General features: G+C 40.9%; 18 protein-coding genes. 16 read left to right on the forward strand and 2 right to left on the reverse strand.

Annotated elements, in window-relative coordinates; genetic code table 11:
• Nucleotides 1-35: 35 nt before the first annotated feature.
• The gene (locus tag BST97_RS02395) at nt 36-935 is read right to left on the reverse strand and encodes a patatin-like phospholipase family protein (protein ID WP_085765740.1); all 900 of its coding nucleotides are present in this window, start codon (nt 933-935) and stop codon (nt 36-38) included.
• Nucleotides 936-959: 24 nt separating this feature from the next.
• Nucleotides 960-1,418 carry an META domain-containing protein gene (locus BST97_RS02400; RefSeq protein WP_085765741.1) on the reverse strand — a complete coding sequence of 153 codons (459 nt, stop codon included), beginning with the start codon at nt 1,416-1,418 and terminating at the stop codon, nt 960-962.
• Between the two features lie 135 nt (nt 1,419-1,553).
• Here BST97_RS02400 and BST97_RS02405 point away from each other — a divergent pair, with 135 nt between their 5' ends.
• The 16 genes from BST97_RS02405 to BST97_RS02480 all read left to right on the forward strand — a co-directional run bounded on the left by BST97_RS02405 (nt 1,554) and on the right by BST97_RS02480 (nt 23,438).
• Nucleotides 1,554-3,035 (forward strand): hypothetical protein, encoded by a 1,482-nt coding sequence (locus tag BST97_RS02405; RefSeq protein ID WP_085765742.1) that lies wholly within the window; start codon nt 1,554-1,556, stop codon nt 3,033-3,035.
• A gap of 32 nt (nt 3,036-3,067) precedes the next feature.
• Nucleotides 3,068-3,754, forward strand: a complete 687-nt coding sequence (locus BST97_RS02410) for an Eco57I restriction-modification methylase domain-containing protein (protein ID WP_085765743.1) — start codon at nt 3,068-3,070, stop codon at nt 3,752-3,754.
• The gene (locus BST97_RS02415; RefSeq protein ID WP_169711518.1) at nt 3,754-4,935 is read left to right on the forward strand and encodes a DUF559 domain-containing protein; all 1,182 of its coding nucleotides are present in this window, start codon (nt 3,754-3,756) and stop codon (nt 4,933-4,935) included. Before BST97_RS02410 ends, BST97_RS02415 begins: the two co-directional genes overlap by 1 nt.
• Before the next feature lie 5 nt (nt 4,936-4,940).
• Nucleotides 4,941-5,633 carry a type ISP restriction/modification enzyme gene (locus tag BST97_RS02420; protein ID WP_157111394.1) on the forward strand — a complete coding sequence of 231 codons (693 nt, stop codon included), beginning with the start codon at nt 4,941-4,943 and terminating at the stop codon, nt 5,631-5,633.
• A 4-nt stretch (nt 5,634-5,637) separates the two neighbouring features.
• Nucleotides 5,638-6,681, forward strand: a complete 1,044-nt coding sequence (locus BST97_RS02425) for a hypothetical protein (protein ID WP_085765746.1) — start codon at nt 5,638-5,640, stop codon at nt 6,679-6,681.
• Between the two features lie 102 nt (nt 6,682-6,783).
• Nucleotides 6,784-8,190 (forward strand): pentapeptide repeat-containing protein, encoded by a 1,407-nt coding sequence (locus BST97_RS02430; protein ID WP_085765747.1) that lies wholly within the window; start codon nt 6,784-6,786, stop codon nt 8,188-8,190.
• Entirely contained in the window at nt 8,191-8,790 is a 600-nt protein-coding gene (locus BST97_RS02435) for a hypothetical protein (RefSeq protein WP_085765748.1), read from the forward strand.
• Between the two features lie 18 nt (nt 8,791-8,808).
• Nucleotides 8,809-11,955, forward strand: a complete 3,147-nt coding sequence (locus tag BST97_RS02440; protein ID WP_085765749.1) for an McrB family protein — start codon at nt 8,809-8,811, stop codon at nt 11,953-11,955.
• Nucleotides 11,956-11,965: 10 nt separating this feature from the next.
• The gene (locus BST97_RS02445; RefSeq protein ID WP_085765750.1) at nt 11,966-13,228 is read left to right on the forward strand and encodes an McrC family protein; all 1,263 of its coding nucleotides are present in this window, start codon (nt 11,966-11,968) and stop codon (nt 13,226-13,228) included.
• A 490-nt stretch (nt 13,229-13,718) separates the two neighbouring features.
• Complete coding sequence (locus tag BST97_RS02450; RefSeq protein ID WP_085765751.1) at nt 13,719-14,399, forward strand: type 1 glutamine amidotransferase domain-containing protein; 681 nt, start codon at nt 13,719-13,721, stop codon at nt 14,397-14,399.
• Nucleotides 14,400-14,701: 302 nt separating this feature from the next.
• Nucleotides 14,702-15,322: a DsbA family protein gene (locus BST97_RS02455; protein WP_085765752.1), complete on the forward strand. Its 621-nt coding sequence runs from the start codon at nt 14,702-14,704 to the stop codon at nt 15,320-15,322.
• 529 nt (nt 15,323-15,851) lie between these two features.
• On the forward strand, nt 15,852-16,289 hold the full coding sequence (gene tnpA, locus BST97_RS02460; RefSeq protein WP_085765753.1) for an IS200/IS605 family transposase: 438 nt from the start codon (nt 15,852-15,854) through the stop codon (nt 16,287-16,289).
• A 1,042-nt stretch (nt 16,290-17,331) separates the two neighbouring features.
• Complete coding sequence (gene thrS, locus BST97_RS02465) at nt 17,332-19,278, forward strand: threonine--tRNA ligase (protein ID WP_085765754.1); 1,947 nt, start codon at nt 17,332-17,334, stop codon at nt 19,276-19,278.
• Nucleotides 19,279-19,333: 55 nt separating this feature from the next.
• Nucleotides 19,334-19,846: a translation initiation factor IF-3 gene (infC, locus tag BST97_RS02470; protein WP_262497081.1), complete on the forward strand. Its 513-nt coding sequence runs from the start codon at nt 19,334-19,336 to the stop codon at nt 19,844-19,846.
• A gap of 370 nt (nt 19,847-20,216) precedes the next feature.
• Complete coding sequence (locus BST97_RS02475) at nt 20,217-20,822, forward strand: hypothetical protein (protein WP_085765756.1); 606 nt, start codon at nt 20,217-20,219, stop codon at nt 20,820-20,822.
• Between the two features lie 615 nt (nt 20,823-21,437).
• Entirely contained in the window at nt 21,438-23,438 is a 2,001-nt protein-coding gene (locus BST97_RS02480) for an alpha-ketoacid dehydrogenase subunit alpha/beta (RefSeq protein ID WP_085765757.1), read from the forward strand.
• The last annotated feature ends 69 nt before the right edge of the window (nt 23,439-23,507 follow it).

Here is a 23,507-nt window from a genome sequence, read left to right on the forward strand (position 1 = left end):
TACTTTATGATCTCAAGTTCAAATAGTACAAATCTTCAAGGTTTTTTGAATTGATCGGCTTTGTTCTGGGCGTATTTGTAGCCCTGTTTCCACCAGCTTTTCATGAGTTTTTTATCAAATATCAGCGAGTTCTCCGTAAGTTTTGAGGGCGTATAATACAGGTTGAGCGTGACATCACCACGGCTCACGGCAGCCAGTTTGCCTAAGGCGATATCGTTCTTCTCGGTTTGGTCTTTTGAGAAGCTCAGCAGACTCAACAGCAAAGAAAACGGATTCTTACCCAGCACCTGCCGGCGGTCCATTTTTTCATCGTCCAGTACGATCGCGTCCACGTGTTTGGCACCGCGCCTTATGGCTTCGCGTATGGGAATCAAACAACCAAAACCACCATCGGCGTACTCATAACCATTTTTCTCTGCGAGACTCATAAAGGGTACAAAATTGCACGAGATCCAGATCCAGTCGAGAAACTCATCGTAATCAAAATCCTTGATGGATTTATACTCCACTTTGTTCAGGGAAAGATTGGAAACCGTGACCACCAGATCGGCTACGGTGTTTTTGATCTCCAAGAACTCGCTGTAGGAAATACTTTTGCTGATGGTTTTCCTCAGATTTTTGCTTTCGCCAAAGGTGCGTTTGTTTTTCATGAACTGCCACAAGCAGGTCAGGTAATTAATGGTCACGTACTCACGATTATCCTTTTTCTTGATCACAAAAGGATCTACGCTAAACACCGTACGTTGCTTTACCGAGGTGTAGATTTTATAGATTTTATTTAAATCACCCAGTGCCAGGTGCGGTAACAACAAACTACCGGTAGATGTACCCAGAAACAGATCGTATTTCTCGCCCTGTTTGTTCATAAGGTAATGTGCCACGCCACCCGCATAAGCGCCTTTACTACCACCACCAGAAATGACTAATGCTCGCATGGGGCTAATTTACGGTAAAGTGATTTAGTCCTTTGTGAACGTCAATTTGAGTTGATCATTTTTCATGGTCAAACTATTCTCCCTAAAAATGAAAGGTTGATCGTTTAATAAATCAAAGAATTGGTTTTCCCATTTGTTACCGTCTTCGCAGCCTATTTCAGTTGCCATGGGTGGCTCGGAAAATTTAATTTGGGAATCACTGATTGTAAAAGGGGCCGTAAAATTATTGCAACCGCTGTGACCGCTGGCGATGTTACTGGTGGTATCAAAAGTTAGATAGGGTTGTGTTGCCTCAAAACCATAATATTCGCTCAAATTAAAAACAGTATCGTTCACGGTTTTGAGTTTGAAGATTCCAGACAGGTAATGTTGTTTTATGACTTCAACTTTTTCTGGACGGTTGATTTCAAAGGATGGTTCTTCTTTTTTCTGGTTGCAGGAGAGGAAAATAAGCATTGATATCAGGAGCAGGGAAAGTTTCATAAATTATCTTTTGACTGATATTAATTGAAATATAATTATTCTGTTACGCTTTCGCGAAAGCGTAAATAAAACCATTATTAATTTTCCCACAAATTCTTATAACTTAGCGGGAATTATTTTTTACTGAGCCGCTAAATGACCGTCAACCAATACATCGACAAACTTAATGAGCGTTATTCCCAAGGTGTTGCTACCGAGCATAGTTACCGTGGCGACCTGCAAACTTTACTGGAAACGTTTATTCCCGATTATGCGATTACAAACGAGCCTAAACGATCCAATGTAGGTGCGCCAGATTATATTGTACAGCAAGGGGACATAGCACGTGGTTATATCGAGGTAAAGGATATCGATAAAAACCTGAATGACAAATCTTATAAAGAACAGTTCACGCGATATAAGAACGGCTTGCCCAACCTGATCATAACCAATTATCACGAGTTCCGTTTGTATCAAGATGCTGAGCTGGTCAAAACGGTGCATGTCGCGCATCTCAATGATCAGGGTGTTTTTGTGCCAAATACAGCTGCTTTTGGCGAGTTTGAAGCACTGATCAAGGATTTCCCGCAGCACATAGCGCAAACCATATGCAGCCCGCGACAGCTATCCAAGCTTATGGCCGCCAAAACGCTTTTGCTCAAGGAGTCTTTTGCGCGATCACTTAAGGAAGACATCGCAGATGATCTTAATCCAGATACAGAGTTGCAGGGACAGTTCAACTCTTTTAAGGATTTATTGATTAAGGACATCACGCCAGAGCAGTTTGCCGATCTTTACGCACAGACCATTGCTTACGGTATGTTTGCCGCGCGCAGTAAGGATCCTACGCTGGAAAGCTTTGACCGTCGTGAGGCGGCCGAGCTGATCCCTAAAACCAATCCTTTTTTACGCAAACTTTTCCATTACATTGCCGGATACGATCTGGACCCGCGTATCTCGTGGATCATTGATGGACTGGCAGAGGTTTTTCGCGCGACTGATGTGGACGGCATCCTGCACAATTTTGGTAAGGCGACGCGCATGGAAGATCCCATCATCCATTTTTATGAGGATTTCCTGAAAGAATACAATCCCGGCCTGCGCGTGGAGCGTGGCGTCTGGTACACGCCACAGCCCGTGGTACAATTTATCGTGCGCGCGGTAGATGATGTCCTGAAAAATGAATTTGGCATCGCGGCCGGTCTCGCAGATGACAGTAAAATCGATATTACCGTAGATACTGATATACAGGATAAACGTACGCTTTCGCGAAAGCGGAAACATACAAAAAAGGTGCATCGCGTGCAGATACTCGATCCTGCCACGGGAACCGGTACTTTTTTGAGCGAGGTGGTGCGTAAGATCAGGGAACGATTTGATGGCCTGGAAGGTATGTGGTCATCTTATGTGGATAACCATTTGATCCCACGTCTCAACGGTTTTGAGCTGCTTATGGCGAGTTATGCCATGGCGCACTTGAAACTGGACCTTCTTTTACAAGAAACTGGTTATAGCCCCATCCCTAACCCTTCCCAGAGGGAAGGGGAAACTATGGGATTAGATCGATCATCTAAAAATTCCCCCTGGGGGGCTAGGGGGCAAACCAGCGTTTCAATATTTACCTCACCAATTCCCTAGAACCCGGCTTTAAGGAAGTGCCCAACCTGTTCATGAACCAATGGCTCACGACCGAGAGCCAAGAAGCCAGCCGCATCAAGACCGAGACGCCCGTGATGGTCGTGCTGGGTAACCCGCCCTACAGCGGGATAATTGCTAATAATGGCAAGTACATCATGGACCTGATGGAGGCCTATAAAAAAGAACCTGGTGGTAAAATAAAATTGCAGGAGCGCAAACATTGGCTCAATGATGATTACGTGAAGTTTTTGCGACTGGCGCAACATCTGGTCGCTAAAAACAAAGAAGGCGTAGTCGCCTATATTAATCCGCATGGGTTTTTGGACAACCCCACCTTTCGCGGTATGCGCTGGCATCTGCTTAAGACCTTTGACAAGATCTACACCATAGACCTGCACGGCAATGCCAAAAAGAAGGAAACCGCACCTGACGGCAGCAAGGACGATAACGTTTTTGACATACAGCAGGGCGTGAGCATCAACATCTTTGTAAAAACAAATTCAAAAACAAAAACAAAAGATGATCTCGCCGAGGTTTTCCATTATGATTTGTACGGTCGTAGAAAGGATAAATACAAGTTTTTGGAAGAAACTTCTATCTTAGATATGATAGCAGCCACGGAAAATTCCCCCTTGGGGGGCAGGGGGCTGATATTGCTTTCGCGAAAGTACCCAACGTCGCACCCGATTATTTTATGGTGCCGAAGGATTTTGAGTTGATGGAGAGGTATAATGGTAACTTGAGTATTGAGAAAATATTTCATCTTTCTGGCGCTGGTATTGTAACAGCACATGATGAATTTGTTATCGATTTCAGCAAACAAGTTTTAGAGATGAAATTCCAGAGATTCGCAAATTCTTTAAGAGATACTGAAAGTTTACATCGAGATTTCAAAGTTGCTAAGAAAAAAGGTTGGGATATTTTAGAGGGATACGATAATCTTCAGAACAACGTAGACTTTGGTAAATACATATATAACATTGATTATCGACCTTTTGATACTCGTGAAATATTCTACGAGGACAAATTAGTATGGAGGACAGTTAGACAGGTATTTGACAATATAAATGGTAAAGAGAATTATTCTCTAGTCTTACCTAAACAGAATAAAAAGGACTGGGGCGTTTTTATATCAAAGTTCTGTACAGCTCATAAACTAGTTAGCGCTTATGACATTAATTATAATCATCCACTATATCGATATGAGTCCAATGATCGCATCCCAAACTTAAATCGTAAAATGATCCAGCAGTTTGCGTCTGGGTTGAGTTTGACCTTTTTACCAGATCATGATCTGGAGCGATTGCGAGAAGCGGTGGAGTTGCGAGAGCAAGGTCAAGATGTGTATAGTGGGTGGAAGCTGCCGGAGACTGTTGAAGATATAGAGCAATTGTTTGAAAGGAGAGAGAAAGCTCAAAAGGGGGATGATATTGCCCCCCTAATCCCCCAAGGGGAACTATTGAGAGGTCAAAAAGCAAAGTGGAAGACTGCAGATCCCAGGATTTATGAAGTCATGAAGGAGCGCGCTAAGGAATTGCGCAAAAACATGACGGCTACTGAGAAGGTATTTTGGCAGGAGATCAGAGCAAACAAACTAGGAGTGAAGTTCAACAGGCAACACGTCGCCGCTGGATTCATTCTTGATTTCTTTGATCCAGAAATAGGACTGGCAGTAGAAATAGATGGCGGCTATCACGAAAATCAAAAAGAGCAAGATCAGCTGCGCACGGAAGAATTGAATGCACAAGGCATACAAGTCATTCGATTTAGTAACACTCAGGTTACAAAGAATCTTTTGGTTTGTATAAGAGAATTGCAAGATTCTATTGATAAAATTCAATCAAATACTAAGGATTCCCCCTTGGGGGCTAGGGGGCGACAGGAGCATTCACTCCATTAGATGTATTGGATTATATCTACGCGGTGTTGCACAGTCCGTCTTACCGCGAGAAGTACAAAGAATTTTTAAAGACAGATTTTCCACGCGTGCCGTGGCCGGCCTCGCTTGCCTCTGTGGCCTCACCCCAGCCGGAGCATTCCTCTCGCTCCAGCTCGTCGGATGCTGGGGAGAGGGAGCAAGTCCAGTCGGTGTTTTGGAAGTTGGTGGAGTTGGGTGGCGAGCTGCGTCAATTTCATTTGATGAAACACGAGGACAGCGATAAAGTCAGCGTGACTTATCCAGCTGCAGGCGATAACGTGATCCGCAATAAAATGACGAAGACGAGCCCGGGATGGAGCCCCCTTTCTCCTGCGGAGATTTCCCCAAAGGGGAAAGAGGATCTGAAGTTGGACACGAACTCGAAAAACGAAGATGTCAGTACCAGCCGGTCCCTGAGCGGAGTCGAAGGGCATGGCGAAGTGTATCGAGAACGATTAGGCCGCGTAATGATCAATGAAACCCAGTATTTTGACAACGTCCCAAAGTCGGCATGGGAATTTTACATAGGCGGTTATCAGCCCGCTCAAAAATGGCTTAAGGATCGCAAAGACCGCGAGCTTAAAATGGAAGATATTCAACACTACCGGAAGATCATCAAAGCGCTGGTGGAAACAGAGCGGTTGATGGGGGAGGTTGATGGGGTTTTAAAATTAGATTAACCAGATGAACTTAAACTACAATCCCGATTCTTTTCAAAAAGGCAAACAATTTGAAGATTTTGTCGAAAACGTTCTGTTTCCTGACTCAGAATATTCAATTGAGCATAAAACGAGTGAGTTCAAACAGAACCGCGTCAGGTATGTGGGCGATGCGCAATTGCCTGATTTTAGATTCAAAAGCAAGGTTACCGGTCAAGAGTTTCATGTAGAGGCGAAATTCAGTTCCAGCAGTTGGCAGGGCGAATACACCATCGCAAGCGAGAATCAGGTCAAAATATTCAGCAGGATTGATATTGACAAAACTCCAATTTTTGTAGCGTTGGGCTATGGTGGACAGGCACATGAACCTGATTTTGTAAGCTTGATACCCTTTGAAAAATACCCAGATGGAAAAATTCCTGAAACTGAGGTCATGGAATATCGGGTTGAGAAGTCAACGGTAGCATCATCAGAAATACATGATCGAATTCAATCTTTACAAGTTATCGGTGAGGTAGAAATAGCTCTCGAGAATTCAACATCTACAGAGCCAATTGATCAAGATTCAAAAACAAAGTCATCTCAAGTCGAAGAAACTAAAGCACCAAAATCAAGCAAACGCAATGTTGTAGTCGGTGTTTTGGCGGCGCTAATAGTTATTGTATTTGCAATTTTCATGTTCAATAGTGATTCTGTTTCTGATGAAGAATTGCTTAAAGAACGTATTGAGAATTATTACAAGATTCTTGATGCCAACAAAGTCCATGAGATCCACAACTACGTTTCAGAGGATCTGCATACTTGGTACAGCTACGATGATCCTGATTTTGAAACCGTAATCAGCGATATCCAGCGCTACCGTGAGAAATATCCTTTTACCATTTCAGAAATTGATTGGTCTCAATTCAAGCTTACAGAATTAGAAAACGGGCATTTTAAAGCAGAATATCCACTAGAGTATAAGATCAAATCAAAGATGAAAAGTCCTTATAAGCTGTACAATTTAGAGATTACGACGATTTGGGATGAGGATATGAAGCTGGTAAGTGCGGTGGAGGTGAGGAGGTGAACCTAATATACGCTGTAAGTAAAGAATAATGTGCGGAAGGAATAAAATTTTGATGAGTGATACTATAAATTTTTGAATCATAGATTAATAATACGAAACGACATGGCTGGCACTAACCGCAAAATTTTGACGTACGAGGAATTTAATAAGCATTTCGGATTAGCTGGCGAATATGTAAATACTAGTTTACTCAAGTCAGAAAACATTATAAGGAATCGAATAATTAATCAGCCAGTTATAATCAAACCAGGAACACCAGAAGTTCATTTTGAAAATTGTGAATTCAATTGCAAAGTCAAAATTTGTGAAGGTTCTATTAACGAATTTATTCCAAGTTATCGACAGATGGAACTCATCGTGGAGGAGGAAAAAAGAAAAGAATTGAGTGAATACGACTTCGAAAAATGGAAAACAGATAACGAGCTTAAGGAGGCTATTAGGTCAAAAAAAACAAACACAATTAAACATCAACTTTCCTTCACCAATAATTGCGTATTTAATATGGCGTTCATAGCAAATGATATGATTTTCGAGAAAAAATTTATCGTACATAGTTGCAGACTTAATGAATTCCATTTGAGAAATACGAAATTCCATGGTCTGGCAGATTTTTGGAATTCTACTTTCAATAAGGGCATGACCTTTTATAAAACTGACTTCAATAAAACGGCCGTTTTCAGCATGGCTACGTTTGAAGAAAATGTTCTATTCACATACAGTTTGCTAGCGGGAAAAAGCATCTTTGCTAAAACTGAGTTCAAGGCAGGTCTTGATTTATCCCAAGCAATCATTTCGGGTGAATTGAAGATATTTGATCTGCTATTTAGAAAAGAGGAATTTGACACCAATTATTTCGAGAAGGAAAATAAAAATGGATATCAAAAAGCCATAGATTATCAAGGAATTATCCCAACGGAAAATAAAGTGCATACCTTCCAAATTTTACGCAAGGCTTTAGAAGATGTAGGTAATTATGATGACGCTACAAAGATGCGTCGAGCTGAAAAGTCCGCTGCAAGGCAACTGAATTATGAATCATTAGAGTTGGGTGAGATACCCGTAATGGAGAATCAGGGAGATAACAATTTATTATTAAACTGGGCAACTGAGCCTTTTCGTTCTTTCAGATTGATTAACTGGAAGGAATTACGATCAAACGACGGACTAATTTTATTTCTCAATCGCAGATCAAATAAATACAAGACAAGTTTTTGGACAGGAGTTTGGTTTACGGTTCGAATGGCGTTACTTTTTGCCCTTGTAACATTATTGTCATTAGGGGACTTTTGGGCTCATTTACCGTGGATCGATCGTACTACTCCAGATTATGAAGCAATGCAGAAAGGTGTTAAATTCATCGTTCAATTTTTTAACCCGGCTAGGAGAATAAATTATTTGGATGCTCTTAATCCATGGTTTGGATTAGCATACATATTTGATTTTTTAGGTAGAATAGCTGTAGGCTATGGAATTTACCAAACAGTTCAGGCATTTAGAAAATTTAAGTAGATGATAAAAATTAATCAGCAGTATAACGATTTTGAATTCTCTCTGCGAAAAATTTGGAGTTCTAGTAATTTTGAAAAAATGCTGATCGAGATTGCTCAGATGTTATTTCGTACCCGATCTGATATTAAAGATTGGAAGAAGCCAAATGATAACGATGGATACGGTGTTTATGCTTTCTGGTATAAGGGTGGTGGTAAAATTGATTTTGAAACTTTCAATACGAAATGGTCGGGTTTAGAGAAGTGTAGTTCGTCTAGACCCTACAAGAAATGGTTTGAGACTGTAGCCATGAAAGAGCTTCATCGAGAATTAGGTCTACATATTCAAGGTAATAGCCATCGTTGTTTCTATCTCGGTAAACGAGAAATGATATTTACCAGAATTTCAGATCATATTGATGGTTCATCACAGACTACCTATGGACTTCATCTAAATCGGGATGGAATAGATTTTCGCGATCAACTTTCTGTGGGTTACTGGCGTGTACCGATAGATGTTGACGTCAAATGTAATACCTCTCGGATGGTCAATCAACATTTAATCTCTTACATTGAATCAGAATTGCGCTACTACCTAAGTCCGATGGTAGGTAAACAATAGAATTTTAAAAATTAAAATATGTCATTCCAACCTGAAAAAATCACAAAAGAACACGTTTTAAAAGCCTTTGAAGAGATAGATAGTGGCAAGATCGGTATTAGACCTTCAACTAAATACGATATACTTTATGAAGGGCAGACTTATCCACCAAAGGATGTCATGCGCTTGGCACATGAATATGCTACTGGCGATTATTTGTGGCATCCTGGGGGAGGAGAGCCTACGAATAAATATCTTAGGAACTTAGGTTTTGATGTCTTAAATAAAGATGAGATTTTTGATCCCTACAACTGGACTGAAACCCACCGAGAACTCGCTGAATATTTGCGAGACAAACGAGAGCAAACGCCACTTTTATTAAACGTTCTCGAAAAAGCTGGAGTTAATGTAGGTACCGACCAAAAAGAACAGGGAGAAAAGAGTCCTATCGAGAAAATCGATCCATTTACATTTTTCTGTTATATCTATAAATATGGCGAAAAGAAACGGCTTGAGGTTCTGCAAAATATTGCTGACCAACTTGATTTGACTCATCCGGAAGGTGAGCGTGGCATCCCGAGCGCCAATGCTCAAAAAGTTTGGATGTTTCCCTATGCCTACGCTAGAACTGGAAATGAATTTGATATACTGTGGGAATTGTTTGACCGTGTTTTAAACGATAAAGTCGATGACCAAATTTTTCAGAAAGCACTCGCCATAAAAAATGTAGGTAAGACTAAGCTGACCGAGGTACTTTTTTATGTGCGCCCTGATCGATACTTTCCGATTAATGGCCCGTCAAAGCCTTATTTAAAAGAAGTTTTGGGAATCGATCATCAATTTGAAACTTTTGAAGATTATCAAAAAATCAATGAAGCTATTAATGACAAAAGCAAAAAGTCTTATCCTGAACTGTCTTATGAGGCTTGGCAGTTTTCTTCACAAATGGAATCATTATTGGGAGATGATGCAGAAATCTTATTACAAACTCTAAAAAAGTACAAACAAGAAAATGTTGTAGACTATTTCACATTATTGGATCAGTTCATCGATGAGGTAGCAATTGATGCTAGAGACAACTGTTTTACATTTAATGTACGAGAGGGGAAAATTCGTTTGATTGCAGGTCAGATGGTCATCTGGGATCTGAATCATTTGAAGGAGAACAAAGGCTTTGCAATTATTGCAAACAATGAGTGGGGGCACGTGACCTATCGTTATAAAAATGAATCCTTTGTGATGGTGACAGTTTCAGATGTCGATCAAATTGATAATTCACAATTGGATTCCGCTGTTTATATAGCCAAGTCCATTCAATCTAAAAGTGAGAAGTCAGGATACAGGAATAAAATGAATTCTGCTTTCGCGAAAGCGGCGTTTGATAAAGAATACAGACAGTATATTTATGATCAGCTAGATGATCAACCAAAAGTTGACTATTGGATCTTTAAAATTGATCCTGATGAATTTGATATAGCCGCTTCTCTTAGCGGAGGTCATTTTAGAAGTTGGGGAGTTTTAGCTCACGAAAATAAAATAAACGTAGGTGACAAAGCGATAATTTGGAAAAAGGGAAAAGATGCGGGCTGTTATGCGCTCGCAGAGATTATCACTGATATAGAGAATTCTGAACAGAAAGAATTTGAGAATTATTACTACAAGACTGAACAAAACGCTGAGAACTCTGACAGAGTGGGACTAAAAGTAACCCACTATTTTAATGATAATCCAATACTAAAGGATGATATTAAGAACCATCGGGTTTTCAAGACATTAAATCTAGATAGTGAAGAAGAGATTTTAAAGTCTTCTCAAGTCCAGTTTGAGTTTTTTGAAAATTTCAAAGTTCCTCTATCAGAAAATCACAAAATGAACATCCCACTAAACCAAATCCTTTACGGTCCACCGGGAACGGGAAAAACCTACGCTACTAGCAGACTTGCTCTGGAAATTATCAAAGGCAAAGAATATGTAAAAAATCTTTCTAGAGATCAAATTCTTCGGGAATATGGTAGTTTGCTAATACGGGACTGGGAAAGTACTACTGGACAAATCACTTTCTGTACGTTTCATCAATCCTTTTCTTATGAAGATTTTGTAGAAGGAATCAAACCGAGAGTCGTTGAGGAGAAGGATGTCATCTATGAGGAACAGGACGGTGTGTTCAAACTTTTATGTGAACGAGCTAGAACAAGCTCAGATTCTGATAGCTCAGATTTGCAAAAAGTATTGAATGAGTTCAAGAAAAATATTATTGAGAATGGTCCTAAAACCTTGAAAACAGACAGAGGACTTAAATTTGATGTTGATTATAGCGGTCATACTACATTTGGAATCAGACCCCACGAGTCATCGGCAGAGAACCCTAAATACCCTGCCTCTATAAAAAATATCAGATTGCTTTATGAGGGAGCACCTTTGACAAGTATTTATAATCCTTCATACGTAAAGGGTATTTTGAATCATTTGTTTGAGGAATACCACCTGATTGAGTATGAGAAAATCAAAAAGGAGGGAAAGCCACATGTTTTGATAATAGACGAGATCAATAGGGGTAATGTCTCATCAATTTTTGGAGAATTAATTACACTTATAGAGACAGATAAACGAGAACAGAATAAAGAAGAGTTAAGTACTATACTTCCTTACAGTAAGAAAGAATTTAAGGTTCCCAAAAACGTTTACATTATCGGCACCATGAACACCGCAGATCGAAGCATTGAGGCTCTGGACAGCGCGCTGCGCCGTAGGTTTGAGTTTGAAGAGATGATGCCAGATTATGAACTTATAGATGAAGTTTTGGACAGCAATGAGTTTGAAAATTTCAAATTATCTGAAATACTTCAAACTATTAATAAGCGTATTGCGGTTTTATTGGATCGCGACCATCAAATCGGTCATTCCTATTTTCTCAAACTTAAAGACTCTGAAAATCTTGAAGAAGGCTTGAGAACCATATTTGCCAAAAAAATTATTCCGCTGCTTCAAGAATATTTCTTCAACGATTATGTAAAGATTGCCATGGTTCTGGGTGAGGGCTTTTTGGAGAAAAAAGAAACTGAAAAGAATCTTTTTGCTCAGTCTGCTGAGAGCTATGCCGGCGACTACGATGAGGTAATTAGATATGAAATAAAGCAACCCGTAAAAATTGACATTAAAGAAGCCATTGAGTTATTGATGAATTAAAGCAATTGCAATGAAAAATGATCTCATACAGGTTTTTGAATATGAACGCATTGCTTACAAAGGTAGGTATGCTCATGATCAGTTTGACGAAGATCTTTATAAGGCATTTCAATCTTACCACGAACGTTTTCCAGACACGCCGTTTTTTAGCCTGACAGCTTATGGGGTTAAATTCACTCAATATGTAGGTGCAATTAGAGTAGGGAACATCACAATTGAAGTGCTTCCCAAGGCTGGAAAATCTGGCACTCACGCACAATGGCAAGGAATTCTTTTAGAGATGTTGAAGAAATGTCACTTGCTTCAAGCCAAGCAATCTGGTACCGCCAATCTAAAATTGAAAGCCAATTCAATTTTGGAATTATATTTTGAACTGTTTATTGTTGAATTGGAGCAATTAATCCATCGTGGCCTCATCAAAAAATATTATCAATCCAGCGGTCAACAACTCGCATTAAAAGGTGCATTGTTGTTCAATCAACAAATCGCCAAAAATCTAGTTCATAAAGAACGCTTCTACACTCGCCACACGATTTATTCTAAAGATCACTTGCTGCATCAAATCTTACATGAAGCCATATTTGTTATAAGCCATTTAGTCACGAGTTCTGCCTTGGTGGATCGGATAAAGCGTGTTCAAAGCTTATTTCCAGAAGTTCGTAGAGCACAGGTTAATGCAGCTACGTTTGATAAAATTCCGCTTTCGCGAAAGCATCAACCATATCAAACTTCGATTTCGATTGCTAAGCTGATTCTTCTTAATTATCGCCCAGATATCAAATCAGGCCGAAAGGATCTTCTTGCGATTATGTTTGATATGAATAAGCTGTGGGAAGAATATGTTTTGGTTTGCTTACGCAAGGAAGTTAAGGATCGATGGGCTGTGAATGGTCAGAGAAAGAAGTCTTTTTGGTATGCAGAAGCTGGTTATTCCAAATCAATCAAACCAGATATTTTGTTAACCAATGGCGATACTTCCATTATCATTGATACGAAGTGGAAAATTATAGATGATGGCAGACCGAGCGACAATGATCTTAAACAGATGTATGTGTACAATCACTATTGGGATTGTGATCATAGTTTTTTGGTTTATCCAAGATCCTTTTCTGCTAATGGAATCTCAGGACGCTTTTCAAATACCAAAAATTCAAAAGATAAAGGCTGCGAGATGATTTTTCTTGACGTCCATCATGAAGGTCGATTGAATCAATCCATAGGTAATGATTTGATTGAAGAGATCAAAAGTACCGTAGAATCCATTCATTTTTAACTCTTAAAAATTCCCATACAGTTTAACATTGTACACTTTTCAACTTAGTACAGCCCAGAACTGTACAATCCTGTACACTTTTAATTGGTACATTTTCTAAAACTGTACGGTAAAAACTGTACAAACTTTTCTTGTACAAACTTATTCTTTGTACAAATCAACCTTGTACAGCTTTGTACAAACACTTCGTGTACAATTTTAAACTTTTTACAGATTTACCTTGTACAATCCTGTACCCACTTTTTTCGTAACGATCTGAAATCAGTACAGTTTAAAATGTTACAAAGCTGTCACAGATGGCTCTGTCCCATATTGAATTTGTGACAGAAGGATTTGTGACAAGATAAATTGCATCGCTAGGTTTATTTCTAATCGCTTTAACGCGCTTTATCGCTCTATTAACACTCAGCAGTATGTGCAGGCTCTAATTTTGTCTGAAATAAATAGAGGGTTGTATGAGACAGCTCACTAAATCGAAAAAAACAACATTATGAACGTATTATTTGTACTGACATCACACGATAAACTGGGAGACACCGGCAAGAAAACCGGGTTTTGGGTGGAAGAATTCGCTGGGCCTTATTACACCTTAAAAGACAAAGGGGTAAATATCACCCTCGCCACACCAGAAGGTGGAAAGGCGCCCATAGATCCTTCCAGTACCACAGAAGATGCCTCAACCGAGTCCACCGAGCGCTATGATAACGATCTAGAAGCTCAAGAACGCATCGCTAACACGACCAAACTTTCTGAGGTGAAAGCAGCGGATTATGACGCGGTGTTCTATCCAGGTGGTCACGGTCCGCTATGGGATCTATCGCAAGACAAAACTTCCATCGCGCTGATCGAGTCATTTAATCAGGCTCAAAAGCCTATAGGTTTTGTATGTCACGCACCAGCAGCCCTCAAAAATGTAAAGGGTACTGATGGCGCACCACTGGTAAAAGGTAAAAAAGTAACTGGATTCGCTAACACCGAGGAGCAAGCCGTGGACCTGGTAGACGTGGTGCCTTTTCTCGTAGAAGACATGCTCAAGGAAAACGGCGGTGACTACTCAAAAGTAGCTGACTGGGATGAGTATGCCTTGCAGGATGGCAATCTAATCACGGGACAAAATCCAGCTTCTTCTAATAAAGTAGCTGAAATGCTCTACGATTCTTTGAAAAAATAACTAGAACCCGATTAAATATGACGCCTGATCTTTCGCGAGATCGGGCGTTTTTTTATCCCCTAAGATGATGCTCATTTAAAGTTTAATATTATTCATGCTCAGGTGAGTTTATTATTACACGCTTTCGCGAAAGCGAGAAATGAATAGCTTATAAGAAATTTAAAAATCCTACCATGGAAAATTTTTGCATTACCATTTCCAAAACGTGTTTAGAATTTATTTTAAAGAAATGGAATACAGAAAGAACAAACAGATCCAAGCGACTCAAGTAAAGTCGAAAAGATTTACCATAATACGATAGCATGAAACTTATTTACATCTACGACGCCCTCTGCGGCTGGTGCTATGGCTTCTCGCCCGTAATCCATGAGTTTGTAGCTACTAACAAATTAGATTGTGAGGTGCTGTCTGGGGGGATGATCACGGGAAATAGGGTCGGGCCTATCGGTGAGGTCGCTGGATATATAAAGACCGCTTACAAAGATGTGGAAGAGCGTAGTACGGTGCGATTTGGTAAAGACTTTTTGAACGGCACGCTGGAGGAGGGGAGTGCCGTATTCACGTCTATTCCTGCTGCGATTGCCATGGCTGTTTTTAAAAACGTTATGCCTAAACACCTGCTGGATTATGCCAGCGAGATACAAAGAGCCATCTATCATCAGGGTAAACCACCAGCAGATCATGCCACATATGCCAATATCGTGATCAAATACGGCATCGAGCCCAACAGTTTTAAGGAATTGATGAGTAAAACTGAATATTTTGATCAGGCTCAAGATGAATTTGACCACGTTGCTCAACTAGGCGTTTCTGGTTTTCCAACTTTGATGCTAGAAAAAGATGATGAGCTCTTTGTCATTGCAAAAGGTTACTTGCCAGTGCAACAACTGCAAGCAAATTTTGAGCGGACACTAAATATGTAATTTATGAGTGCATGATGTTATGTCAAGCGCTCCCGGCACGTTTCTGGACGAGAAAGGTTACATATCTCGATTTTAAAACGATCTCGCTCTGATAAAATCAGGAAACGTTTGCCCATGGCCGCTGAGCGGAGCCGAAGCGCAAGCTGGCTGACACCAACTACATACGAAGCTCATTTTTTAACTAAAACAGGCTCAAAATTTAACCAAAAAAATGATGTTTAATACTTATTGTGGATGCACTTTTACCATGTTTTAAAAGTCATAATACCATGGCAAACAAACCTAAAAAGCAGGCTAAAAATTTTGGCAAGCCAGCAGCTTCAAAAGCTCAGGCTCCTACTGCAAAGAAGGCTCCTAAGAAATAATCTTAGTACCAGCCTCACGTCAAGTCAAGGACTTGACAAGCAATGTCTAACAATCACAGCCACTCGCAAGGGTGGCTTTTTTATTGGTCTCAGGACAGGGTATAAAACCCTGCAATTTCATTGCAGTACTTTAGTTATGCGAAAAAATCTATACATTGGTCATTATGGGATCAGCACAGAGAAAAGGCTCGCATACTGTAACTCGTCTCACCTGTCATATAGTATGGTCAACGAAATATAGGTATAAGGTTTTGGAGGGCGACATCAAGATTCGCTGTCGTGCTCTCTTGATACAGATCTGTGAATCTGAAAGTGTAGCGATACTGAAGGGTGTGGTCAGCTCAGATCACGTCCATATGCATGTTGAGTACCCGCCAAAGTTGCCAATCAGTATTTTAGTAAAAAACCTTAAGGGTCGGTCATCACGGAAGCTGCAACAGGAGTTTCCAAAATTGAAGAAGCGTTATTGGGGGAACCACTTTTGGGCAACCGGCTACGGAGCATGGAGCAGTGGCAACATAACGGATGAAATGGTCAACAACTATCTGGAACACCACCGCAAGGAGAATGACAACGATAATTCCAACTTCATATTGGAGTAGTCAGAGCAAGGACTTTCAGTCCTGTGTCAAAAACCCCTGCACTTGAGTGCAGGGTGGTTTAGTGACAATTTTTAATTGATTTGGATCTGCTATAAACTCCAATAAGCGCAGTAATTTGTAAGATTTGATTTGATAATTGTTTTACTTGTTCGGTCGGACTTCGAGAACCTCAGTCCTCGCGATCTATTGTTCTTGAGCCCTGAGGCTCTCGAAGGGCAAATCAGTAGACGAATCTTACCGTTAACTAACTTGTTGCCGACTTTAGACTGTCTCGAGCTTTTCGAAAGACTTGAGCTGACATTAGGTGGGTTCATAAAACCGTTCCCTAATAACTTAGTAAATTGATAATTGTTTTTATTGTTCGGTCGGACTTTTAGAACCTCAGTCGTCGCGATCTATGGTTCTTGAGCCCTGAGGCTCTCGAAGGGCGAATCAGTAGACGATTGTTATCCGTTAACCAACTTGTTGCCGACTTTAGACTGTCTCGAGTTTGTCGAGAGACTTGAGCTAACATTAGGTGGGTACTTAAAACCGTTCCCTAACAAATTAGTAAATTGATAATTTTTTTATTGGCTTGATCGGACTTCGAGAACCTCAGTCTTCGCGCTCTATTGTTCTTGAGCTCTGAGGCTCTCAAAGGGTGAATCAGTAGAAGATTCTTATCCGTTAACTAACTTATTCCCAACTTTAGACCGTCTCGAGCTCGTAGCGAGGCTCAAACTGACATAAGGAACACTTATGAAATCCGCTACTTTTCATGCTATGATAATTGTCTTTTTCATTTGACTTCATACATAAAAATTGGTGTAATCCACCGCCCCCTTGAAGGGGTTGGGGTGTTACCAGAATCTGTATCATTCCAGACTTAATCTAGGACTCCTTTTAAACCTTGTTAGATCTTAGATAACGTTGTATCAATTTCAAGGTGACAAGAATTTTTAAAAATCTGATGGCATCAAATTTTCTTAAAAAAGAAACCACATAGAAGGTTTTGGAATCTCATAAAATTTTACCTTTGGCGGCTTAATCGTAAGTTGTAGTTATGATCAACGTTACATTGCCAGACGGCAGTATCAAACAGGTAGAGCAAGGATTTACACCCATGGACATCGCCATGGGAATCTCTCATGGACTAGCGCGCAACGTCATCAGCGCTAGTTATAATGGTAAAAAAGTCGAAACCAAAACGCCACTAACAGAAGATGGTAACCTGGTACTCTATACTTTTAAGGATAAAGAAGGTAAAGAAGCCTTCTGGCATTCTACCTCGCACATCATGGCGCAGGCGATCGAGGAATTATTTCCGGGAGTGAGTCTGACCATAGGCCCAGCCATTGATAATGGATTCTATTATGATGTGGATTTTAAAGAGCACAGCATCAGTGAGTCTGATATTCCCAAGATAGAGAAACGCATGCTGGAGATCGCTCGTGGTAAACATGAGTTCACCATGCGCGAAGTCTCAAAAGCTGATGCGCTGGAGTTCTATAAAAAGAACGATAATCCATACAAAGTTGAGCTTATTGAGAACCTGACCGATGGTGATATCACTTTCTGTGATCACGATTCATTTACCGATCTGTGTCGTGGAGGTCACATTCCAAACACAGGTCTCGTTAAGGCGGTAAAGGTCATGAGCATCGCCGGTGCTTACTGGCGCGGCGATGAGAACAATCCGCAACTGACACGTGTTTACGGGATCAGTTTCCCGAAGCAAAAAGATCTGAAAGAATACCTCGAGCTTCTGGAAGAAGCTAAAAAAAGAGATCACCGTAAGTTGGGTAAGGAACTCCAGTTGTTCCATTTTTCCCAGCGAGTAGGGCAAGGGCTGCCACTATGGTTGCCTAAAGGTGCCGCTTTACGCGAAAGGTTAGAAAACTTCCTCAAAGCCGCTCAGAAAAAAGCTGGCTATGAGATGGTGGTGAGTCCGCATATAGGCTCTAAAGAATTGTATGTGACTTCTGGTCACTACGCGAAGTATGGTGAAGATAGTTTCCAGCCCATTAAAACACCGGCTGAAGACGAAGAGTTTCTACTTAAACCCATGAATTGTCCACACCACTGTGAGATTTATAAAAGCGCGCATTGGTCCTATAAAGACTTGCCAAAGCGTTTTGCAGAGTTTGGAACGGTTTACCGCTATGAGCAAAGTGGTGAATTGCATGGTTTAAGTCGGGTGCGTGGTTTTACGCAAGATGATGCTCACATTTTCTGTATGCCAGAACAGCTGGATGCCGAGTTTAAAGCTGTGATCGATTTGGTGATGTATGTTTTTGGCTCATTAGGATTTGAAGACTTTACCGCTCAGGTAAGCATACGCGATCCTAAAAAACCTGAGAAGTACATCGGTGACGTGGCAAATTGGGAAATTGCAGAGCAGGCGATCATCAGCGCAGCAAAGGATAAAGGTTTAGACTACGTCATTGAAGAGGGTGAGGCGGCCTTTTATGGTCCTAAACTAGACTTCATGGTGAAGGATGCACTGGGACGCAGCTGGCAGCTGGGAACCATTCAGGTAGACTACAATTTGCCAGAGCGTTTTGATTTGAGCTATAAGGGAAGTGACAATGAGTCACATAGACCTGTCATGATCCACCGTGCGCCATTCGGTTCCATGGAGCGTTTTATCGCTATTTTGTTAGAGCACACGGCGGGTAATTTCCCGCTTTGGTTGATGCCTGAGCAATGTATCGTTCTGTCCCTGAGTGAGAAATACGAAGATTATGCAAAAAAAGTGGTAGATTCTTTAGAAAATAACGAAATTCGCGTCACTATCGACAATAGGGCTGAGACCATGGGTAAGAAAATCCGTGAGGCTGAGATGAATAAATTACCCTATATGTTGATCGTAGGCGAGCAGGAAGAGCAAGATGGTACGGTTTCTGTTCGTAAACATGGTGGTGAAGATTTGGGAGCTATGAGTGTTTCCGCTTTCGCGAAAGCGATACATGAAGAAGTATCCCAGAGCATCAAAAAATTTGAAGTTTAATTAAAATTATATAGCCATAGCAATAAGAAGACGCAGAAGCCGCGGCCCGGCTCGAATTATCAAAGAAGATAAGCACGCGATTAACGAGAAAATACGCGCGCGCAAAGTACGACTGGTAGGTCAGGGTGAACCTCGCATCATGGATACTCGTGATGCCATGAAAGAAGCACAAGAGAAAGAAATGGACCTTGTGGAGATTTCACCAAATGCAGAACCGCCGGTTGTAAAAATCATGGACTACAAAAAGTATGTCTATGAACAGAAGAAGCGTGAGAAAGCCATGAAGGCAAATGCCAGTAAAGTGGTGATCAAAGAGATACGCTTCGGTCCTAATACGGATGATCACGATTATGAATTCAAGAAGAATCACGCTGAGAAGTTTCTGAAGGAAGGAGCTAAACTAAAAGCGTATGTATTCTTTAAAGGTCGTTCCATCATCTACAAAGATCAGGGAGAGATTCTCTTATTGAGACTCGCTCAGGATCTTGAAGAATTAGGTAAAGTAGAACAGATGCCTAAAATGGAAGGTAAGCGCATGAATATGTTTATCGCTCCTAAAAAGAAATAAGCTCAGGCCTTTTTTCATATAAGAAGCCGTCTCAATAGATAATTGAGGCGGTTTTTTTAAGTCTCTACAGTCAACATGCCAAGTATTTTTCTTTGCAAGTTTGTATTTAGAAAGTCAAACCTGGCTTTTTACTGTGAACGCGACGAAAGTAGCTTTCCTATAACTATCGGGACAGAGTACCCATTAACATTCCTCCACCTTGTTCAATAATTCTTAGCAATTAAAAAAAGAATGTCATGAAAGTTATACAGCATGCACTCTTCTCGTATATAGGAACGGGATAATTTTCTGAGCCATTAAATTATAACAAGTAAATTTGTGAATACAATTGATTTGATTTCCTTCAACCTCCTAATTCTTTCATTTCTCCATGTTACGTAAAATTATTTCAATATTCATTGTAGTCTCTACAAGTTTCCTTGGACACTCTCAAAATAAAAAAGCTTATAAACTCAGATCTAAAATCATCACCGCAAAGGATACGATTCATTGTTTCCTGACAAATGATGAAGGGTTTGAGGATGAAATTGAATACAAATTAGGTATAGAAAAGGATAGTCCTCTTTACCGCATCAACACAGTTCATGTTTTAAAAATTGATCAAGGAGCAAGAGAATTCTACAATATACAGTACAAGGGCAAATCAAAAATGGTCAAAAGCATCGTTGATGGAACTGTGCGTCTGTTTGAATACAATGAACCTACCTCATTCACATACTTCGATCATGATCAATCAAGTCCAACCTATAGGGAAAGCCGTACGGTGTTCAACATGGACAAGCCTAAATATTATTTAGAAAAGGACGGAGAGATCTTCTATTTAGGTAAGGGAAACAAGAAGAAAACGTTGAGAAAGGCGCTTACCGGAAATCCCGAGGTAACAGAAATGATTAATGATTTAGACAATTCATTGATCCGTTTCAGGTTGCGCAATATTGTTAAGAAATACAATTTCTGGCTCACTGAGAAAGACTAATCTCATTGAACTTAAAACTTAAGACTACACAGCCATTTCTGCTCCCGCTCAGTAGCATCCAGAATATCTAACTCTAATACTTGATTGAAGTGCTTTGCTGTCCTGAATACATCTTCTTAACACCCGGTACAGTAAAAAGTTATGCGCTGATTCCTATTGTGAAATAAATTCACGAGATACAGCTCTCCTTCAGTAGTCAAGGAGGTATTGATAGACCGCATACGCTAACTTGTTCGACCTTTGAAAACAGATATGTATTCAAAATCGGGTAGTGGTTTCCATCTACCAATATGCAGCGCAAAAATCGACCAGATCTTGCGATACCTTTTCGCACCCAGATCAATCTGCGATTCCGTGCTTGACGCTAGATATACCGAAAAAGATAGCATCTAACCACCCACAAGCAGACTTTCACAAGCTCCTACATAAATGAACAAGTAAATACTATAAAGGCAAAGGCTTCACGTTAGAAGGATCTCGGTTCTAAGTAAGTAATCATGGATGGTTATTTGATTCCAAATTTAGATAAACCCGTTTAAAACTTATGATTAACTATACACATCTGTCGTACATTCCTTATCAAAAAAGCATACATTTGAGTAGATAATTGATAATATGATAGCCGAACAGCCCATAGACTTAATTTCTTATTATAATAACAATCTGGATGCTGCGACTCAATTACAGCTCTACAAGCGCATGTTATTGCCGCGCATGATAGAAGAAAAGATGTTGATTTTGCTGCGGCAGGGGCGCATCAGTAAGTGGTTTTCTGGAATAGGTCAAGAGGCGATCTCAGTAGGTGTTACCATGGCGATGCGCGATGAAGAGTACATCTTACCCATGCATCGCAATCTGGGCGTTTTTACCACGAGAGACATCCCGCTCTGGAAGCTTTTTGCGCAATGGCAAGGTAAGGAAGAAGGATTTACCAAAGGTCGTGACCGCAGTTTCCATTTTGGAACGCAAGAATATAAGCTCGTAGGGATGATCTCGCATCTCGGTCCTCAACTAGGCGTTGCAGACGGTATAGCCTTAGCAAACAAACTCAAAAACAACGGACTCGCCACGGCCGTATTTACCGGTGAGGGAGGTACCAGTGAGGGCGATTTTCACGAGGCGCTTAACGTGGCGAGCGTGTGGCAACTGCCCGTGCTGTTTTGCATCGAAAACAATGGTTACGGCCTCAGCACGCCTACCAGCGAGCAGTATAATTGCAAGGATCTTGCAGATCGTGCCGCGGGTTACGGCATGAAATCTCAGATTGTAGATGGCAATAACATTATAGAAGTTTATAACACGGTTTCCCGTATTCTCAATGACATGCGTGAGCATCCAGAGCCGGTGCTGCTGGAGTTCAAGACCTTCCGCCGTCGAGGGCACGAAGAAGCGAGCGGCACGAAGTATGTGCCAGATGAGCTCATGAATTTTTGGGCAGATCGGGATCCCATTCTTCGGTATGAGCAATATTTGCTCAATCAGGGAATTTTAAATCAAGATACGATCCGTTCCTTACAAGAAGAGTATAAAACGGCGATAGAAGAGGGTCTTGATACCGCTTTCGCGAAAGCGAAACCGTCACCATCTACCTCACAAGAACTAGCTGATGTCTTCTCGCAACACCACCATGCTAGTGTGCCTGCTTCACCTTCCACAAAGAACATCAGACTGGTTGATGCCGTAAAAGATGGACTGGACGTGGCGATGAAGAAATTTGATGATCTCGTCATCATGGGACAAGACATCGCTGATTATGGCGGAGTTTTTAAGATTACTGAAGGTTTTACTGAAAAGTACGGTAAGGAACGCGTGCGCAACACGCCCATTTGTGAAAGTGCGATCGTCGAGGCGGGTATGGGCTTGAGTATCGCCGGTATGAAAGCCGTAGTAGAAATGCAGTTTGCCGATTTCGTCAGCAGCGGCTTTAATCCTATCGTCAACTATCTTGCAAAATCCCATTACCGCTGGGCACAGAAAGCTGATGTAGTCATACGTATGCCGTGCGGTGCTGGTGTGGGAGCCGGTCCTTTTCACAGCCAGTCCAATGAATCTTGGTTCCATACCATTCCAGGCTTAAAAATCGTCTATCCATCAACTCCTGCAGATGCTAAGGGACTTTTGATTTCTGCAATTGAAGATCCTAATCCAGTTATGTTTTTTGAACACAAAGCACTCTATCGATCGGTTTATGGTGATGTCCCAGATGACTATTATAATATTGAACTTGGTAAAGCTTCACTCGTTAAAGAAGGAAACGAACTCAGCATCGTCACTTATGGAGCAGCAGTACATTGGGCGATTGAAGCGGTAGAAGAATTAAGTCTCAAAGCCGATGTTCTTGATTTAAGAACTATCGTTCCCTTAGACGAGGAAGCCATTAAAGAATCGGTGCTCAAAACAGGTAAAGTTCTCGTTCTGACTGAAGATAACCTGACTGGTAGCGTTGCCAGTGAAATTGCCGCAAAGATCGGTGAGCAATGGTTTGAACATCTAGACGCACCTGTGAAAAGATTAGGCAGTATCGATACACCTATTCCATTTGAAAAGGGGCTGGAAGACAATTACCTGCCGAAGAATAGATTGAGAGAAGCTCTGGAAGAATTGAGAGATTATTAGTTTTGTTAGCTGTTAGCTGTTAGCTGTTAGCTGTTAGCTGTTAGCTGTTAGCTGGGAGTCATGAGATTT

This window comes from Nonlabens spongiae (genome assembly GCF_002117125.1).
In the GTDB taxonomy this organism is placed as follows: Bacteria; Bacteroidota; Bacteroidia; order Flavobacteriales; family Flavobacteriaceae; genus Nonlabens; species Nonlabens spongiae.

Coding starts and splice junctions, on each gene's coding strand:
- BST97_RS02395 (WP_085765740.1), bottom strand. CDS start 935: ATGCGAGCATTAGTCATTTCTGGTGGTGGTAGTAAAGGCGCTTATGCG.
- BST97_RS02400 (WP_085765741.1), bottom strand. CDS start 1,418: ATGAAACTTTCCCTGCTCCTGATATCAATGCTTATTTTCCTCTCCTGC.
- BST97_RS02405 (WP_085765742.1), top strand. CDS start 1,554: ATGACCGTCAACCAATACATCGACAAACTTAATGAGCGTTATTCCCAA.
- BST97_RS02410 (WP_085765743.1), top strand. CDS start 3,068: ATGAACCAATGGCTCACGACCGAGAGCCAAGAAGCCAGCCGCATCAAG.
- BST97_RS02415 (WP_169711518.1), top strand. CDS start 3,754: ATGGAGAGGTATAATGGTAACTTGAGTATTGAGAAAATATTTCATCTT.
- BST97_RS02425 (WP_085765746.1), top strand. CDS start 5,638: ATGAACTTAAACTACAATCCCGATTCTTTTCAAAAAGGCAAACAATTT.
- BST97_RS02430 (WP_085765747.1), top strand. CDS start 6,784: ATGGCTGGCACTAACCGCAAAATTTTGACGTACGAGGAATTTAATAAG.
- BST97_RS02435 (WP_085765748.1), top strand. CDS start 8,191: ATGATAAAAATTAATCAGCAGTATAACGATTTTGAATTCTCTCTGCGA.
- BST97_RS02440 (WP_085765749.1), top strand. CDS start 8,809: ATGTCATTCCAACCTGAAAAAATCACAAAAGAACACGTTTTAAAAGCC.
- BST97_RS02445 (WP_085765750.1), top strand. CDS start 11,966: ATGAAAAATGATCTCATACAGGTTTTTGAATATGAACGCATTGCTTAC.
- BST97_RS02450 (WP_085765751.1), top strand. CDS start 13,719: ATGAACGTATTATTTGTACTGACATCACACGATAAACTGGGAGACACC.
- BST97_RS02455 (WP_085765752.1), top strand. CDS start 14,702: ATGAAACTTATTTACATCTACGACGCCCTCTGCGGCTGGTGCTATGGC.
- tnpA (WP_085765753.1), top strand. CDS start 15,852: ATGGGATCAGCACAGAGAAAAGGCTCGCATACTGTAACTCGTCTCACC.
- thrS (WP_085765754.1), top strand. CDS start 17,332: ATGATCAACGTTACATTGCCAGACGGCAGTATCAAACAGGTAGAGCAA.
- BST97_RS02475 (WP_085765756.1), top strand. CDS start 20,217: ATGTTACGTAAAATTATTTCAATATTCATTGTAGTCTCTACAAGTTTC.
- BST97_RS02480 (WP_085765757.1), top strand. CDS start 21,438: ATGATAGCCGAACAGCCCATAGACTTAATTTCTTATTATAATAACAAT.